Annotated in this window: 16 protein-coding genes; 8 read left to right on the top strand and 8 right to left on the bottom strand. The window is 70.7% G+C overall.

The annotated features are described in order from the left end of the window. Positions 1-104: 104 nt before the first annotated feature. The gene (locus K8640_RS20315; protein WP_223748519.1) at positions 105-479 is read left to right on the top strand and encodes a hypothetical protein; all 375 of its coding nucleotides are present in this window, start codon (positions 105-107) and stop codon (positions 477-479) included. A gap of 6 nt (positions 480-485) precedes the next feature. Further along, positions 486-2066: a hypothetical protein gene (locus K8640_RS20310; protein ID WP_223748518.1), complete on the top strand. Its 1581-nt coding sequence runs from the start codon at positions 486-488 to the stop codon at positions 2064-2066. A 6-nt stretch (positions 2067-2072) separates the two neighbouring features. On the opposite strand, the gene K8640_RS20305 is transcribed toward K8640_RS20310, so the two are convergent. Continuing rightward, a complete protein-coding gene (locus K8640_RS20305) occupies positions 2073-2957 on the bottom strand; it encodes a bifunctional transcriptional activator/DNA repair enzyme AdaA (RefSeq protein WP_223748517.1) in 885 nt (294 codons plus the stop codon). A 143-nt stretch (positions 2958-3100) separates the two neighbouring features. On the opposite strand from K8640_RS20305, the gene K8640_RS20300 reads away from it, so the two are divergent. Both K8640_RS20300 and K8640_RS20295 read left to right on the top strand, forming a co-directional pair. Further along, positions 3101-3736: a glutathione S-transferase family protein gene (locus K8640_RS20300; protein WP_255653251.1), complete on the top strand. Its 636-nt coding sequence runs from the start codon at positions 3101-3103 to the stop codon at positions 3734-3736. 404 nt (positions 3737-4140) lie between these two features. After that, positions 4141-5457, top strand: a complete 1317-nt coding sequence (locus K8640_RS20295; protein WP_223748515.1) for an alpha/beta fold hydrolase — start codon at positions 4141-4143, stop codon at positions 5455-5457. 68 nt (positions 5458-5525) lie between these two features. Here K8640_RS20295 and K8640_RS20290 read toward each other — a convergent pair whose 3' ends face one another. The 5 genes from K8640_RS20290 to K8640_RS20270 form a co-directional block, all read right to left on the bottom strand. Then, a complete protein-coding gene (locus tag K8640_RS20290) occupies positions 5526-6617 on the bottom strand; it encodes a TrkA family potassium uptake protein (protein WP_223748514.1) in 1092 nt (363 codons plus the stop codon). Positions 6618-6633: 16 nt separating this feature from the next. Next, on the bottom strand, positions 6634-7839 hold the full coding sequence (locus K8640_RS20285; RefSeq protein WP_223748513.1) for a twin-arginine translocase subunit TatC: 1206 nt from the start codon (positions 7837-7839) through the stop codon (positions 6634-6636). 39 nt (positions 7840-7878) lie between these two features. Continuing rightward, the gene (gene tatB / locus K8640_RS20280) at positions 7879-8424 is read right to left on the bottom strand and encodes a Sec-independent protein translocase protein TatB (RefSeq protein WP_223748512.1); all 546 of its coding nucleotides are present in this window, start codon (positions 8422-8424) and stop codon (positions 7879-7881) included. A 132-nt stretch (positions 8425-8556) separates the two neighbouring features. Then, positions 8557-9840 carry an MFS transporter gene (locus K8640_RS20275; protein ID WP_223748511.1) on the bottom strand — a complete coding sequence of 428 codons (1284 nt, stop codon included), beginning with the start codon at positions 9838-9840 and terminating at the stop codon, positions 8557-8559. A gap of 40 nt (positions 9841-9880) precedes the next feature. Continuing rightward, positions 9881-11935: a HAMP domain-containing methyl-accepting chemotaxis protein gene (locus tag K8640_RS20270; RefSeq protein WP_223748510.1), complete on the bottom strand. Its 2055-nt coding sequence runs from the start codon at positions 11933-11935 to the stop codon at positions 9881-9883. Positions 11936-12057: 122 nt separating this feature from the next. Between K8640_RS20270 and K8640_RS20265 the strand changes: the two genes are divergently transcribed. Beyond that, positions 12058-13086 (top strand): histone deacetylase, encoded by a 1029-nt coding sequence (locus K8640_RS20265; protein WP_223748509.1) that lies wholly within the window; start codon positions 12058-12060, stop codon positions 13084-13086. Here the strand turns inward: K8640_RS20265 and K8640_RS20260 are convergent. Continuing rightward, positions 13083-14420, bottom strand: a complete 1338-nt coding sequence (locus K8640_RS20260; RefSeq protein WP_223748508.1) for a threonine/serine exporter ThrE family protein — start codon at positions 14418-14420, stop codon at positions 13083-13085. The genes K8640_RS20265 and K8640_RS20260 overlap by 4 nt on opposite strands. Positions 14421-14538: 118 nt before the next feature. On the opposite strand from K8640_RS20260, the gene K8640_RS20255 reads away from it, so the two are divergent. Further along, complete coding sequence (locus tag K8640_RS20255) at positions 14539-14835, top strand: hypothetical protein (protein WP_223748507.1); 297 nt, start codon at positions 14539-14541, stop codon at positions 14833-14835. An 88-nt stretch (positions 14836-14923) separates the two neighbouring features. On the opposite strand, the gene K8640_RS20250 is transcribed toward K8640_RS20255, so the two are convergent. Next, complete coding sequence (locus K8640_RS20250) at positions 14924-15313, bottom strand: response regulator (protein WP_223748506.1); 390 nt, start codon at positions 15311-15313, stop codon at positions 14924-14926. A gap of 256 nt (positions 15314-15569) precedes the next feature. Here K8640_RS20250 and K8640_RS20245 point away from each other — a divergent pair, with 256 nt between their 5' ends. Both K8640_RS20245 and pyrF read left to right on the top strand, forming a co-directional pair. Further along, complete coding sequence (locus K8640_RS20245) at positions 15570-16331, top strand: SDR family NAD(P)-dependent oxidoreductase (protein ID WP_223748505.1); 762 nt, start codon at positions 15570-15572, stop codon at positions 16329-16331. A gap of 6 nt (positions 16332-16337) precedes the next feature. Further along, positions 16338-17198 (top strand): orotidine-5'-phosphate decarboxylase, encoded by an 861-nt coding sequence (gene pyrF, locus K8640_RS20240; RefSeq protein ID WP_223748504.1) that lies wholly within the window; start codon positions 16338-16340, stop codon positions 17196-17198. Positions 17199-17209: the final 11 nt, after the last annotated feature.

Below are 17209 nucleotides of genomic sequence, written 5' to 3'. Positions count from 1 at the left end.
ACCCTACGCACCGCCGACGTTGACGCCGGCGTTCGAGCCCACGCTAGACTCCCCGGCTTACGGGCTTCGCGTGACTCCGCGAGCCTTTCGAGGGGGAACACCACATGGGACTCAAGCAAGCCATCGAGAAGCTCAACACGGCGGTCGACGACCTCGTCACGTTGGAGGTCATCACCTACACCGGTCAGGTGAAGCACATCATCAACACCACCGGCGGCAAGCCCACCATCGACTGGGACAACCTGACGACGAGCTCCGTGGGAAGCGCGACGACCCAGGCCACCATCAAGCTCGTCGCCGCGACGCAGGTGAAGTTCGATGGCGACATGAAGCTCTTCCAGACCGATGAGCAGGACATCCCCCGGCTGCAGGAGCTGCTCGACCTGCATCGCAAGTCGGTGGAGACCAGCATCGCCGCGCGCAAGTCCGTCGTGGACTTCTTCGGCGACCTGCTCAAGGACATCGTCAAGAAGGGCTGAGCGACGATGCCGTCCTCTCCCGAGTCGGTCCGCATCGCGGCGCTGTTCGACGCGCCGACACGGCTCCCCGCGGCGCGAGGCGTGCCGCTGAAGGGCCGTGGGCTCGACCCGTTGGAGACCGCCATGAACCTGGAGGAGAACCTCCAGGTCCTGGAGCAGCACGCGGGGCTGGTGCCTCTGTCGGAGCTGACGCCCTCGTCGCAGGGCGCCAACTATGAGCGCTACAAGCTGGTGGTGCGCGCCGTCCGCCTGCGCCTGAGTCACCTGGGCTACGACGTGGGGGACCCCACCAGCGACAAGATGGACGCGGCGCTGCTCAAGGGCCTCAACCCGTTCCGCGTGGACATCGGGCTCGCGCCCAGCGGCGCCACCATCGAGCAGGCGACGTGGGATGCGCTCCAGGAGCTCGTCACGTTGGAGGACCCGCTCGACATCGACCGGTGGTACCCCGCCCATGGCGTGGCGAAGCCCGTGCTCCTGCGCGCCGCGCAGCTGCGGCTGACGACGCTGGGCCTGCGCGACAACGTCAAGGTCGACCCGAGCGACACGAACAACCTGCGCATCCAGCTGGCGCGCTTCCGGGCCGTGATGTTCGAGCTGGGCCTGACCGCATCCTCGAGCATCACCGAGCGGGAGACGCTGCGGCTGCTGATGTCTCACGATGAGCTGCTGGAGAAGGTGGCCCAGGGCACGCCCGAGCTGCGGAGCTTCCTCCCCGAGCGGGAGCTGGAGGAGAAGAAGCTGCCCACCGCGTCGCGGCGCTTCCTCCTGCGGCTCGCGCGCAACGAGCTGTGGCTGAACGGCTACCCGATGGGAGACATCCGCGAGCCCGTCACCGCGTCGAAGCTGCGCAAGGCGCTGGACCAGTACTGGAGGAACAGCCCGGCGCGGCCCACGTTCGAGGCGCTGGTGCTGCTGCACACCACGCAGGTGACGCCCGCGCTCTTCGAGGACTTCGTGCGCCAGCAGCGCGAGGAGGACGTGTCCCGCGACGACCTCGTGAAGTTCGTCGAGAACAACCAGGCCGAGCTCCAGGACTACTGGACGAGCGAGGTCGACAACTCGGACTTCTTCCTCTGGGACGGCATCAAGCGCACCTTCAAGTGGCTCAAGCGCCAGGTGCAGCGGCTCGGTGAGACGGTGGTGAGCATCTTCCGGTCCGTCGGGGAGTTCTTCAAGACGCTGGCGCGCAACGTGTTCCGCTCCCTCTTCCAGGTCGCCAACGACGTGCTGGGCGCGATTGGCCGCGCGGCCACCGCGTTCGCGGATGGCGTGGGCATCTTCCTGGGCGGACAGCTGCTGCCTCCCGCGCCCCGGCTGGACATGGGCTGCCGGCTCAACATGGACTGCGACACGGTGCTGTTCATCGACGCGCAGGCATCGGTGGCGGACGCGCGACAGCTGCTCGGGCGCCTGGAGCGGGTGTCGGCGGCCATCGGGCTCGCCGGGACCGTGCTGTCACTCGTCATCCGGCTGGTCAGTCGCGCCGTCTCGGGGGTCATCGGTTGGCTGCTGCTGATCGCCACCCTGGTGCAGGCCGCGCCGGAGATCATCGCCAAGGTGTCGGCGCTCGCCGCGCTGGGCTGAGCCGCGTCACGCCAGTCCGGACTGGAGGGCCTCGCCGTCCCCGTCCTCGTTGTCGGCCTCGCGGCGCAGCGTCTCCCACGCGAGCATCACCTGCTTGCGTGAGCTGCCCCACCGGTAGTCGCCGATGACGCCCGTCTTGCGCAGCACGCGGTGGCAGGGAATCAGCAACGCCACCGAGTTGTCCCCCACCGCGGAGCCCACGGCGCGCACCGCCTTGGGCCTGCCGATGGCCTTCGCCAGGTCCTCGTACGTCGCCACGTCGCCCGGCGCCACGCGCAGCAGCGCCTGCCATACCTGCACCTGGAACGGCGTCCCCTTCACCAGCACCGACAGCGGCGTGCGCTCACGCGGCGGCGTCTGGGGGAAGATGCGTCCGGCCCACGGCGCCGTCAGCTTCGTGGATTCGATGAAGCTCGCCTTCGGCCACTGCTCGCGCAGGGACTCCAGCGCCTCGACCTCCGACTCGCCCGTCAGGAAGTGCAGTCCGCAGATGCCGCGCTCGCAGACGGCGATGAGGCAGTCACCAAAGGGCGACGCGTGCACGCCATGGTGAATCGTCAGGCCGTCCCCCGCGAGCTTGAACTCCCCGGGCGTCATCGCCGTCAGCGTCACGAACAGCTCGTGCAGCCGCCCGCCTCCGGACAGCCCCACGGCGAAGGACGTGTCGAGCACGCTGCGCCGCTCGGCCAGCAGCCGGCGCGCCGAGCTGAGCGTGTGAATCTGGAGGAAGCGCTTGGGGCTGATTCCCGCCCAGCGGGTGAACAGGCGCTGGAAGTGGAAGGGACTCAGGCCCACGTGCGCGGCGACGTCGTCCAGGGAGGGCTGCTCACGCGCGTGCGCATCGAGATAGAGAATCGCCTGCTCGATTCGGGCGTAGTCGCTGTTGGCCATGTCCCGGCTCCCAATAGGTGTGTCCATCCCTGGGTATGGCCCCAGGGCCCGCGCCCTTCAACCCGGTTCTTGCGGCCATCCCCCTCCGGCGCGCAGCAAGGACCGGGTCGTCCGCCCGCTGGTGGGCGACTTACAGTGCCCCCATGCGTCTCTACGACTGCGCGGCCTCCGCCAATGGCTACAAGCTGCGCCACCTGTTGTCCTGGCTCGGCCGGCCCTATGAGCTCGTCCCCGTGGACATCTTCGCGGGCGAGAGCCACACCCCCGACTTCCTGCGCCACAAGAACCCCGCCGGACGCATCCCCGTGCTGGAGCCGGAGCCCGGACGCTTCCTCGCCGAGTCCAACGCCATCCTCCTGTTCCTCGCCGAGGACACGCCGCTGCTGCCTCGCGACGCCTTCGAGCGCGCCCAGGTCCACCAGTGGCTCTTCTTCGAACAGAACTGCGTCGAGCCCAACATCGGCACCGCGCGCTTCTGGGTGCTCACCGGGCGCGCTCGCCTGCACCCTCCCGAGGTCCTCCGCGTGCGCGTCGAGGCCGGCCGCGCCGCCCTCACCACGTTGGAGCGACACCTCCAACACGAGGACTTCCTCGTCGGCGGGCGCCCCACGGTCGCCGACATCGGGCTGTATGCCTATGCGCATCTCGCGCCCGACATGGGCCTGTCCCTGGAGGACTTCCCCGCGGTGTCCCGGTGGCTCGCGCGGGTGAAGGCCCAGCCCGGGCACATCGGTGCGCTCGCCCCGTATCCGGCGAACGCGATGGTCACCGCGCCGTGACGCGCGAGCCCGCACGGAGAATCACGCGTCGTCGCGGAATCCCATGTCGGAGGTGTGCCACATGGGGCACTCGTCCGTGGGTCGACTTGACTCGCGAGGGGTGAGCGTTTATCCGTGAGGGCCATGACGTCCTTCTTCGCCATGCGTCGAATGTCGATGACCGGTGGGCTCGCGCCCGCCTGTGTCGGCTGACGTCGCGTCCGACCCTGGCGAGCCACCGAGCCCACCCACCCGCGAGGGTCGGTGGGCTTCGTCGTTCCTGGCCCTCCCGTAGCGCCCTCGCATCACCCGCAGGAGCGCAGCGAAGCCAGCCCCGCCGTCCGTTCACTTCACACCCCACTTCCACTTCCCTCACGGGCGCACGCTCGCGCCCGCGCAGCCCCCCGTCTGTCCGGAGACGTCCCTTGGCACCCCTCACTCGCGCGACCTCGCCGCGCCTCTTCGAAGTCACCGCGCCAGAGCTGACGCTGGAAGCTGGTGCCCGTATCACTCCGCACCTGGTGCGCGGGTGGTGGTGGGGCCCGAAGGACGACCTGCCCTGGCTCCAGTCCCGCGCGCATCTCTTCTCGGCGAAAGACTCCCAGGCCACCACGCCACGCCTCGTGCGCCGCACGCGCGAGGAGCTGCTCCACGCCGCCGAGCGTGCCCGTCGTCACGGCGGCGCACGCCCCTCGACGCGCGTCCCCACCGTGCTGCTGGTGCACGCGCTCACGGGCGACATGCGCGCGGGTGGCGAGGGCGGCTGGTGGGAACCCCTCATCGGCGCGGGCCGCGTGCTGGACCCGACGCGCATGCGGCTGCTGTGCTTCAACAACCTGGGCTCCTGCTACGGCACCGTCGGTCCCGCGGACGAGGGCTTCCCCCGACGCACCGACGACTCGCGCTTCGGCCCCGCGCCCGTGCTGGCCAAGGGTGACTTGCGCCAGGACGAGCAACACCTGCCCGCCACGCTCACGCCGTGGGACCAGGCGCGAAGCATCCTCCTCACGCTCGACACCCTGGGCATCCAGGAGGTGGAGCTCGTCACCGGCGGCTCGCTGGGGGGAATGATTGTGCTCTGCCTCGCCGCGCTCGCGCCCGAGCGCTTCGCGCGCATGGCGCCCATCGCCGCCGCGGAGTCGGCCTCCGCGTGGGTGGTGGGGCTCAATCACGTGGCCCGACAGGCGCTGCTGCTGGACCCGGGGTTCCCCGAGTCGTCACACCGGGGACTGGAGCTGGCGCGACAGCTCGCCATGCTCACGTATCGCGCGGAGCCGGGATTGGACACGAACCAGCCGCGTCCCGCGACGTGGTCCTCGCGCGCGCTGCACCCGGTGCAGAGCTACCTGGAGCACCAGGGCCGCAAGCTGGAGGCGCGCTTCGACGGGCGCGCGTACCTGGCGCAGTTGGGGGCCATGGACCACCACGACCTTTCGCGCGCGCCGCATGGAGGATTGGAGCGCATCCGCGCGAGCGCCCTGTGCGTGGGCATCGACAAGGACCTGCTCTTCTTCCCCCAGCACATGGAGACGCTGGCGCAGCGACTGCGTGCCCAGGGCATCCACGCCGAGCACGCGGAGCTGTCCAGCCCACACGGCCACGATGGCTTCCTCATCGAATGGGCGCCCCTTGCGGCACTGCTTGCCCGGGCCCTCACCCTGCCCTCGGGGCTCGCGCTCGCGCGCTCCGCGCTCATGGCTCGAGTCGCGGATGAGGACACTCGATGTACTCGCGCGTCATGAATCGAGCGGCCTCGCGCGCCGTGTCAGGGACGCCGTCCGCGCCCGGGTGATTCGCGGGCCCCGCGGACTCAGCCCGCCTTGCGCGGCCACACCGGCCCAATCTGGTCCTGGTGCGCGAAGATGGGCGGGTCCGCCTCGTTGGTGAAGGCGCGCAGGCGGCAGTACTCCGGATACGACGCCTGCACCGTCAGCACATCCCCTGCGCGCATGACCTCGTCCCCCACCGGGTGGAGCTGCTCGTGGCCGTCGCGCAACAGCGACAACGCCAGCCCGCCGAAGCGATCTCGAATGGCGGAGATGTTCAGCCCCGGCAAGCCCTCGCGCGCCTCGAAGAGGGACACCACCATCAGGTGCTTGCCCAGGTGGAACGAGTGGATGATGCGAGGGTCCATCGCCGCCAGCGCCATGGCGGGCGCGGCGAGCGACGAGCTGGACAGGGCCTCCGCCTTGAACGTGTCGCGCACCTTGCCGCTCAAGTCCTCGTCGAACAGGCGGATGACGACGCGGATGTTCGGGTTCAACTTCCGCGCATCCAGCGCGATGTTGAGGTTCGCCAGGTCGTCGTCCGTGGCGCACACAATCGCGGAGGCGTGCTTCACGTTGGTGCGCGGCAGGCACAGCGGGCTGCGCGTGTCGTCGATGAGCAACGGCACGTTCTCGTCCCGCAGCGCGGAGACGAAGGCCGCGTCCTCGCGCTTCTCCACCACCACCACGTCCTTGTCCATCTCCTTCAACTGCGTCACCACGCGGTAGCCCACCCGCCCCGCCCCGCACACCACGACGTGGCCCTTCATCGTCTCGGTGACCACTTCGATCCACTCCTTGTCGTTCTTGTGTCGGGCGAAGTAGAGGTAGGCGAAGCGCACCACGCCGTCCGCCACCAGGGCGATGCCCGCCGGCGGAATCACCACGTTGAGCGCCTCGATGGCCCAGTCATGCACGTACGGCAGCGACGGCTGCCCGTAGAGCAGGAAGTAGACGTGGTGCAGCGCCTCCCCGAAGGAGATGGGCACCCCGTCCGGGCCGATGTAGCGCCAGTGGAACAGGAGCGGCCCCAGCACGAACAGCCCCGCCGCCAGCACCAGCGTGGTGCGGAAGCGGCGCAGCAACGCGCGCAGGTAGCGCAGGTTGGCTCTCAGGTGTCGTCGGGAGCCGAACATGGCCTGCCGCCCCTCCTCAGGACACCGGGGTGATGCCCGTCTCCGCCGCGTTGCGCGCCCGGCGCCGCTCCACCAGCCACACCAGGAAGACGCCCAGCTCGTAGCACATCAGCATGGGGCCAGCCATCAGCGACAGGTTCACCACGTCGCCGGTGGGCGTGATGATGGCCGCGGCGATGAGGCAGAAGACGAACGCGTGCCGCTGGTACTTGAACAGCCAGCGCGACTGCACCACGCCCACGATGCCCAACAGCGCCATCACCAGCGGCAGCTCGAAGATGATGCCGAAGGCCAGGATGAGCAGCAGCACCAGCGACAGCTGCTCGTGCATCGTCAGCATGGGCCGCGTCCACCGCTCCGCCTCGTGCCGCGCCTCGCCCGCCGACAGCTCCTTCTCCAGCTTCCACAGCCCCGACAGCTCCTCGCTGCGCGTGGGCGCCACCCCCGCCAGCAGGCTCGCCGCCTCGTCCATGGCCACCGACGCCGCCACGTAGTCCTGCTTGCCGTAGGCCGTCACCGCCGCGACCTTCTTCTCCACCGCCTGCCGCAACACCGCGCGCGACTGGACACCGTAGCCGTCCGCCGCCGCGTCCAGCAGCTTGCCCAGGCCATCCAGCCGCGACTTCAGCTCCACCGCCTGCGACGGCGAGCGCGCGGGCTCGGTCAGCTGCCCCTCACCTTCCGCGCGCAGCGACGCGCTGGTCTCCTTCGCGAGCACCCCCGCCCGCTCCGCGTCGCCCACGCGCAGGAAGCGCAGGGCGTCATCCGCGCGCAGCCGCGCCGTGTCCAGCCGCTGCTCCAGCGCGAGCGTCTCCTCCTCGTTGAGGAGGAACTTGAACATGGAGGGCAGCACCGCGAAGTAGCAGAAGCACGCGCCCAGGATGAACGCGAGCGAGCCGAACAGGACGAACGGCGCCGCGTACTTGCGCTCCTCCGGGAAGAGCCCCGGCGAGACGAAGCCCCAGATCTGCCAGAGGATGACGGGCGTGGTGAGGAACACGCCGCAGTACACGCCCACCTTCATGAGGACGTTCAGCTCCTCGATGCCGGACGTGTAGATGAGGGCGCGGTTGCCCTCCGGCAGCGCGTCCAGCACGGGCCGCATCAGCACGCCGAAGATGGGCTTGGCGAACAGCAGCGACACCAGGCCCAGCCCGAGCACGGCCAGGGTGCACTTGAGCAGCCGCGAGCGGAGCTCCGACAGGTGCTCCATCAAGCTCATCCGCAGCTCGGAGTCGGCGAGAGGCTGGGGACTCAGGGGTCAGCTCCGTTTCGGCGCGTTGCGCGCCACCGTTCCAGGCAGCGGCGCGAGTCGAGGCAGGCCATCCGCGCCCACGCTCTCGGCGGCGGCGGACGGGGAGGAAGAGGAAGCCGGCTCGGCGGGCTGCGGCTCGGGCGGCTGGAGGCCCGGCTGCGCTTCTGCGACGGGCTCGGGGACCATGGGGTGCTCGTCACCGTCCAGCCCCAGCGGGGCGCGGGCGCGAGGCGCCTCCACGGAGGGCGGCTCGGCGCCGGGCTCCCCGGGCGCGGCGGCCTGGTGCAGCCCCTCGGGCGGCAGCGCCTGGGGCGCGGGCGAGGGCGGGAAGACGGGCGTGGGACGCACCGGAGGCGGAGGCTCGCGATTCAGGTCCTGGTCCATCGTGTAGAACTCGCGCTCCACCACGTTGCGGACCTCGTCCGTCTGGCGACGGAACTCCCGCATGAACTTGCCGATGGCACGCGCCAGCTCGGGCAACCGCTGCGGCCCGAGGATGAGCAGCGCGGCCACCGCGATGAGCACCATTTCGCCTGCGCCGATGTTGAACATGTCCTGACGGCTCTCCCCGAAGCAGCCCGGTTTATCGCGCCCCAGGCCCCCTGGCGCAACCGCTCGACGCTTCCGGACGTCCGCCCGACACCGTGGCCGGGGGACGGCCGGGCCCTTTCCAAGGGCCTGAGACTACTGGTGTGGGTGCGCCTGGGGAGACAGGGGGACGGCCAGCCCCTGGGAAGCAGGCACCGCCAGGGCGCGCGCCTGCTCCCGGGAGCGCACCTGCCGCTCCACCACCCACAACATCGGCGGCAGCGCCACCGTCAGGCCCATGCACACCCAGGCCACGCGCGTCATGCCGCCCAGGGTGCCGTCCGGCAGGTCCGTCAGGAGCTGCGCGCTGAGGAAGGCCCCCACCGCGGAGGCCATGTGCTGGATGGCGGACTGGAGCGACATGAAGCGCGCGCGCACCGGGTTGTCCGGCACGCGCGAGGTCAGCGTGTTGTAGGACACGTTGCGCACGCCCATGGCCGTCATGAAGAGCACGAAGAGCAGCGGAATCGGCAGCCAGCGCGGGTAGTCCACGAAGCCCACGTAGGTCGCCACCAGCAGCAGCACCGAGCCCGCCGTCCCCAGCCTGAAGGCGCCGTAGCGGTCCACCAGCGGCCCCGCCAGCCGCAGCGTGACGAAGCTGACGATGCCGCCCACGAAGTACGGGAACCAGAGCAGGTCACGCGGGTAGCCCAGGTTCTGCTGGAGGTAGGCGGAGATGTTGGGGATGAGCACGAAGCCCGCCATCATCACCACCGCCGTCATGAGGTAGGACAGCTGCACCTCGCGGCGGCCGAGCAGCTCCAGCACGCCCACGCTCGGGGCCCGTCCGGTGGCACCCGTCAGGTGTCCGCGCATCGGCGGCAGGAAGAAGATGGCGCCCACCACCACGAGCAGGCCCAGCGCCGCGACGACGAAGAACGGCAGGCGCCAGCCGCCGTGCTCCGCCAGCTTCAGCGCCATGGGCACGCCCGCGACGGAGGCCACGGAGAACGCGCCCATCACCGCGCCCAGCGCGCGTCCGCGCCGCTCCACCGGAATCAGGTCCGCGATGATGGACAAGGACAGCGACGTGGCGGGCCCGCCGAAGATGCCCGCGGCCACCCGGGCGAGCATCAGCGTGGACAGCCCCGTGGCCAGCCCTCCCGCCGCCGTGGCCACCACCAGCCCCAGCATGGACACCGCCAGCGCCCGGCGCCGGTCATACCGGTCCAGGAAGTAGCCGCCCAACAGCCCCGCGACGCTGGCCGCCGCCGTGTACGCGCCGCCGATGGTGCCGATGTGCGACGAGGCGATGCCCAGGCCCTTGGCGAAGTCGGGCCCCAGCGGCATCACCATCACGAAGTCCAGGATGTTGACGAACTGGACCGCGCCAATCAGGAAGACCACCCAGCGCTCGGACACCTGTCGCTCTGTCGGCATGTCCTCCTGTCCTTAAGCCATTCGCGGGCCGCGCGCACGGCTAGACACGGAAACGGCGCACCTCGCCCCGGAGGATCTCCGCCTGCCGCTGGAGGTTGTCGATGGCCTCCTCCAGCTGCTTGACGGAGCGTGTCTGGTGCTCGGAGACGCCCTTGATGGTCTCCACCGCCTTGAGCACCTGCTCGCTGCCCTTGGTCTGCTCCTTCTGGGCGCGGTTCAGGTGGGTCACCATCTCGTTGATGCTCTCGATGGAGCGGGTGATCTGCTTGCTGCCGTGCGCCTGCTCCTGGCTGCTGCGCTGCACGTGGGCGGTGAGCGCCTTCATCTTCTCCGCGCTCTTCATGATCTGCTCGCCGCCCTTGGCCTGCTCGTTGGAGGCCTTCGAAATCTGCTGCACCGTCTCGCTGATGCGGTGGATGGAGGCCGTGACCTGCTTGCTGCCACGGGCCTGCTCCACGGTGGCACGGGCGATGGCCTTCACCATCTGCGTGGACTTCTGGGTGCTGTCGTTGATCTTCCGCAGCGCCCCTTCCGCCTCGCGGCCCAGCTGCACGCCCTCCTCCACGTTGCGCGCGCCCTGGTTCATCACCACCACGGCGTTGCGGCTCTCCTCCTGGATGCTGCGGATGAGCTCGGCGATCTCCTTGGTGGACGCGCCGGTGCGCTCGGCCAGGTCCTTGATCTCCTCCGCCACCACCGCGAAGCCCTTGCCGTGGTCGCCGGCCTGCGCGGCGATGATGGCCGCGTTGAGGGCGAGCAGGTTGGTCTGCTCGGCCACGTCGTCGATGACGTTGAGGATGTTGCCAATCTCGGAGATGCGCCGGCCCAGGCTGTCGATGACGTCCGCGGCGGCGCGGCTGGAGCCCTTGATGCGGTCGATGCCGGTGAGCGTCTTGCGCAGCGCCTCCACGCCCGTCTGCGCGTCGTCGAAGACCTGCTCGGACAGGCGCGCGGTCTCCTTGGCGTTGGCCTCCACCTGACCGATGGCCGCGTCCATCTGGCTGATGGCCGAGGACGTCTCCTCCGTGGAGGCGGACAGCTCCTGGATGTTCTTGGCGACCTCCTTGATGGAGAAGGTCATCTCTTCAATCGCGCTGGTGGTCTCCTCCACGCTGGCGGCCATGGCGGTGACGTTCTCCGCCACCTCGTCGTTGGTGGCGGCCATCTCCATGATGGAGGAGCTGCTCTCCTCGGCGCTCTGGTAGAGGACCTCCACGTTCTCCGCGATGCCGCGCAAGGACGCCATCATCTCCACCATGGAGGAGGACGTCTCCTCCACGCGGGCCTGGACGGTGCTGGCGCCGGAGGACACGGTGGTGCCGGTGCGGTGGATCTGCTCGATGACGCCGGCCACCACGTCCGACACGCCGCGCACCCGGCCCAGCGTGTCGCGCCAGCTCTGGGCGATGCGGTTGAGCGCCTCGGCGAGCAGGCCCAGCTCGTCGCGCGAGCCCACGTCCACGCGGCCCGTCAGGTCCGCCTCCGCGAGCCTTCGCGCCATGGTCATCATCGCGTCCAGCGGCACCAGGATGAACGCGCGCGAGATGAAGAAGGCCACCACCAGGAAGAGCGCCAGGCCGATGCCGAACGCCAGCAGCACCACGTGCCGCAGCGAGGTGACGACCTCCTCCAGCGAGCTGAAGTTCACCGCCACCAGCACGTGAGCCGGCCCCTCGTGCAGGGACACCGGACGGACGCTGGCCTTGTTGCCGTTCTCGAAGACGGCGCCGTCCAGCGTGGCGGGGTCCTTCGACGGCTGCTCGCGCAGGTTGTTGAGCAGCCACCCCTCCGCGCTGGGGGGATGCACGGCCTGCACGCGGCCATCCGGGGTGATGAGGGCGATGAGCGCGAAGTCGTCGTCGCCGCCGTGGAGCGACTCCAAGAGGGGCGGCAGGATGGTGAGGGAGAGGTTGGCCAGGTCACGCGACGCCTGGAGCGCCTTGTCGTCGCCGTGCTTCGTCAGGCGCGTCTCCAGGAAGTCCTCCACCCGGGACGGGACGACGAAGTAGAGCGTCCCGAGGATGAGGGCGAGCACCACGGCGAAGGAGCCGAGCAGGATGCTGCGCAGGCCGGGTTTCTTGAAGCGCGGAGCCAAGGCGGGCCACTGTAGGAATGGAAACACCGGCAGGGCAAGAACCGGGGTCAGGCCCCTCGGCCGCCCCTCCGCCCGGCGGGAGCCTGACATCCCCGCGCTTGGATGCGTAAGGTCCTACCCTGATGAAGCCCACCCTGCTCCTGACCGACCCCCTCTTCCTCAAGCACGACCCGGGAGAGGGTCACCCCGAGTCCCCCGCGCGCCTGCAGCGCATCCTCGGGGTGCTCGCGAGCACCCCCGTGCGGGGCACGGTGATGGGCTCGCCGCGCTCCGCGACGAACGAGGAGCTGTTGGCGGTGCACACCCCCGCCCTGCTCGAGCGCCTGCGCCAGCTCAACGGACACACCGCGCGCATCGACGCGGACACCGTCGTGTCCCCGGACAGCGTGGACGCGGCGAGGCTGGCGGCAGGCGCGGCGGTGCAGTCCGTGGAGGCGGTGATGGCGGGCCAGGCGCGCAACGCCTTCGCGCTGGTGCGTCCGCCGGGGCACCACGCGGAGCCGGACCGCGCCATGGGCTTCTGCCTCTTCAACAACGCGGCCATCGCCGCGGAGGCCGGTCGTCGGCTGGGCGCCGAGCGGGTGCTGGTGCTCGACTGGGACGTGCACCACGGCAACGGCACGCAGGCGGCGTTCTGGGGCCGGCGTGACGTGATGTACCAGTCGGTGCACCAGTTCCCCTACTACCCGGGCACCGGCGCTTCCCCCGAGGTGGGCCAGGGCGCCGGCGAGGGCTACACCGTCAACGTGGGCCTGCCGGGCGGCAACTCGGACGCGGACTACGGGATGCTCTTCGAGGAGCTGCTGCTCCCCGTGGCCGAGGCCTTCCGTCCCCAGCTGGTGGTGGTATCCGCGGGGTTCGACCCGCATCAGCACGACCCGATTGGCGGCATGGACGTCACCGAGCGTGGCTTCGCGGCCATGTGCTCCTCGCTGCGCTCGCTCGCCGAGCAGGTCTGCGATGGCAGGCTCGTGCTGCTGCTCGAGGGCGGCTACTCGCTGGAGGGGCTGTCGCAGTCCGTACACGCCTGCGTCGAGGTGCTCGCCGGCCGCTCCGACAGCTTCCCCACCGGCGACACGCACACCGACGCGCGGGACGCGCTGCGCGAGAGCCGACAGGCGCTCAAGCCGTACTGGAGCGCGCTGTCCTAGTTCGCCTCGGCGGGTCTCCGGAGTCCTCCGCCTCGCGGCCCCGAGGGCTCCGGCGGCTTCGTCCGCGCCGGACGCTCACCCCGCTCCTCCGCCGAAGCGCGGGCGTCGTGGGACAGGCCGAGCATGAAGGCGAACATCAGGCCCAGCACCAGTTGCAGCGCGACCAGGAGGATGTCGAACACGCGCGCGTCGTCCCCCTGCCCCGGCACGCCGAGCAGCGCGAGGATGGCCCGTGTCCCGATGAACCCGGGCGCGAGCTGAAGCAGGCCCGGCATGATGAGCGTGGACGCGAGCCGCTCGGGCATGCGCCCGTAGAGCTGGCCCGCGACGCCCAGGATGAACGCGGAGACGAGCGGGCTGCCCCTGTCCCCCAGCACGCCCTTGGTGAGCTCCTGGACGCCCCACGCGAGCAGCACCGCGCCGACAATCCACGGGGTGTCGCGACGACGCGCGGACATGCACACCGTGAGGGCCAGGCCGCCCACCGCGATGATGGGCAGCACCGCCGTGTCCGGCAGTGACTGCGCGCGCAGTTGCAGCGGCAGCGGCCCGAAGAAGCGCCACAGCGTGGCCGCGGCCATGATTCCCACCGCCAGCATCAGGAAGCGCAACAGGCCATAGGTGAGGCGCGACAGGCCCGCCTCCACGGACTCTCCCACCAGCTCCGCCGACCCCAGCGTCACCACCATCGCGGGCACCAGCAGCGTGATGCCCCCGAAGAGCGCCCGCGCCGCGTCGAACGTCGGCAGGACGAACGTCAGCCCGAACGCGAGCAGCGTGCCGAGGAACGCGCCGAGGAAGCTCTTCTGCAGGTCCACGCGCATGGAGCGCAGCGTGCCGAAGTGGATGGCCCCCGCGAGCACGCCCACGACGAGCCCCGCCACCAGCTCCCAGAGGCCGCCTCCCACGCGCACGGCCACGGCGCCGCCGTACACGCCATAGGCGAGCAGCACGAGCCACTCGGGGTGGGCGGGATGCGGCGTCATGATGCGGTCCAGTTCGGCGCGCGCGCCCGGCACGTCGAGCCGCCCGCGGGCAATCGACTCCGACAGGAGCAGGAGCCCGGCGGCCCGACGCAGGTTCCAGTGGGGATTGAAGGGCAGCCGCTGGATGTCGACACGGCGGGCCGCGCCGGAGCGCACCTCCGTCACCGCGAGCGTCTGCAGCGTGAAGACCTCCACCTCCAGCCCCCACGCCCTCGCCGCGCGACGCACGCGCTGCTCCACGCCGAAGGCCGGCACGTACGACAGGTGCAGCGCCCGCGCGAGGTCCAGGAGCACCGCCACCGTGGCGTCCTCGCTCGAGGGCATGTCGTCGGTTCGAGCGTCAGTCATGCGGGCAGAGCCTCCCCTGGCATCGAACCATCGTCGCGGAGCGCACGCGTGCGAGGACTCCGACACCTGTCACTCGAGGTGAGCGCCCTCGCGCTGGACGCACACCCCGCCCTCCAGGGTGACTCGACGGCTCGCTCGCCGCGACGCCCTCGGGCAGGCGGAGGACTCGCGACGGCCTGAGTCCAAGGGCATCGACGCCTGGGGCGAGCCCTTCACCGTCCGCCGGGCCCCGCTCGCGTTCGACCTGCGCGCCGACCCGCTGGTGCGCTCCGAGGACGCCGTCGGCTACCAGGCCTGGCTCATCGACCACGCGTTCTACTTCGTGCCCGCGCAGCAGGCCGTGGCCCGCTTCCTCTCGACGTTCCGCGAGTTCCCCCGCGCCAGCGCCCGTCGAGCTTCTCCGTGGACCAGGTGATGGAGAAGCTGGAGCAGGCCCCGTCCGGCCTGCACTGAGGAAGTGACGAGAAGGGCCCGCGCGCTCGACCTGGCGCGGGCCCGGTTCCTCATGCGTGCGGCGAGTCCCCTTCGGCAGAGGCCGCGAAGCGGGACACGGCCCCCAGCAGGCGCTCCACGTCCACGGGCTTGCGCAGGTAGTCGTCCACGCCGAGCGCAATCACCTCGCGCGCGCTCACGCCCTGGCCGGAGATGACCACCACGGGGATGGAGGCGAGCGAGGCGTCGGCGAGCTGCCGGTCCCGGAACTCCCAGCCGTTGCCGTCAGGCATCATCAGGTCCAACAGGATCACGTCCGGTCGCTCGCCTCGCCCGAGCAGCTCCAGCGCCTCGCGGCCTCCTCGGGCCAGCAGCACGCGGTGCCCCTCCAGCTCGAGCACGTCCTTGAAGGCCATCAGGATGTCCGGGTCGTCATCGACCGCCAGCACGCAGTTGAGCATGGTCGAGCCCCTCCTCCTGACTCAAGGTGAGGACGCGCGGCGCACACGTCATCACCCCCACGCCCGGGCCTCCCCCAAAGGCCGCCGCGCGTCGGCGTGACGACACCTCGCGCCCGCCATTCCCACCAGCCGGGCGAGGCGGCGCTCCAGCGTCCGTGGACTTCTGGCGGTTCCACCGGGCGACTTGGATTTGTGTCCCCCCTTCCTCTTCAACCATGCGAGAAGCACCCTCGCGGCCACCTCACGAGGAGACACCATGGCGGAGATGAGCTACCGGACGGCGCTGGTGACGGGCGCCTCGAGCGGATTGGGACGCGGACTGGCGCTCTGGCTGGCCCGGCGGGGCCTGCGCGTCTTCGCGGCGGGCCGGCGCGTCCCCCAGTTGCAGGCCCTGGCCGCCGAGGCCCAGGCCGCGGGCGCCACGGTGGAGCCCGTGGAGCTGGACGTCTCGCGCGCGGAGCCGCTCATGGAGAAGCTGCGCGAGCTCGACTCGGAGTGCGGCGGGCTGGACCTGGTCATCGCCAACGCGGGCGTCGGCGGCGTCACGCACGGCAAGCGGCTGGAGTGGGACAAGGTCCGCTCCATCATCGACACCAACGTCACGGGCGCGGTCGCCACGCTGACGGCGGTGTTGCCGAGCATGGTGGAGCGCCGGCGCGGGCACGTGGTGGGCATCTCCAGCCTCGCGGCGCACCGGGGGCTGGCGGGACACGCGGCCTACTCGGCGTCGAAGGCGTTCCTCGCCACGTTCATGGAGAGCCTGCGCGTGGACCTGGCGGGCACCGGCGTGTGCGTCACCTGCATCTTCCCCGGCTTCGTGAAGAGCGAGATGACCGCCGCCAACCACTTCCCCATGCCCTTCCTGATGGAGACGGACGCGGCCGTGGAGCTGATGGGCTCGGCCATCCTCCGCGGTGAGACGGAGGTCTCCTTCCCGTGGCAGTTGGCCATCCCGTCCAGGCTGGCGAAGGTGCTGCCCAACCCCCTCTTCGACGCGGCCGCCCGCCGGCTGCGCTGAGGTCCCATGTCCTCGACGACTCCCCCGTCCTTCGCCCAGCGCTTCGCCCGGCTCGCCGACGAGCGCTCGCCGTTCTGCCTCGGGGTCGACCCGTCGCGGGACCTGCTCAACCGCTGGGGACTGCCCGACACCGCGCAGGGGCTGTCCGACTTCTGCGAGCGCATCGCGGAGGCCGCCGGTGACAGCGTCGCGGTGGTGAAGCCGCAGAGCGCCTTCTTCGAGCGCCACGGCCCCGCGGGCCTCCAGGTGCTCCAGAAGCTGATGAAGCGCTTCCAGGCCGCGGGCTCGCTCGCGCTGCTGGACGTGAAGCGCGGCGACATCGGCTCCACGATGGATGCGTATGCCGAGTCGGTGTTCGGACCGGACAGCGCCTACCAGGCGGACGCGGCGACGTTCACCGCATACCTGGGGCTGGGCGCGCTGGTGAAGACGATTGAGCGGGCGCGGGCGTCCGGCGCCTGCGCGTTCCTCGTCGTGCGCTCGTCCAACCCGGAGGGCACCTCGCTCCAGAAGTCGAAGGGCGAGGATGGACGCACGGTGGCCGAGGCGCTGGCGGACGGCCTGCGCGAGCTGAACGAGAAGGCGGGCCCGGGCGTGCTGCCCGCGGGCGCGGTGATGGGCGCCACCCTGCCCGACTCGGACCGGAGCGTCATCGAGCGGCTGGGCGGCGCGCTCCTGTTGACGCCGGGCATCGGCGCGCAGGGTGCGGGCTTCGACGACCTGAAGCGGCTGTTCGCGGGTCGCGAGGCGCAGGTCATCCCCACCGCCACGCGCTCGGTGCTCGAGGCGGGGCCGGAGGTCGGTGCGCTGCGCGCCGCGATTCTCCGCCACGTGGAGCCCGCGCGCCGCTTCCGCCGGGGCGCCTGAAACGACTCAGG

This window comes from Myxococcus sp. XM-1-1-1 (genome assembly GCF_020037095.1).
Taxonomy (GTDB): Bacteria; Myxococcota; Myxococcia; order Myxococcales; family Myxococcaceae; genus Myxococcus; species Myxococcus fulvus.
Note: the sequence above shows the minus strand (reverse complement) of the source record. Positions and strands in the feature narration are given on the sequence as shown.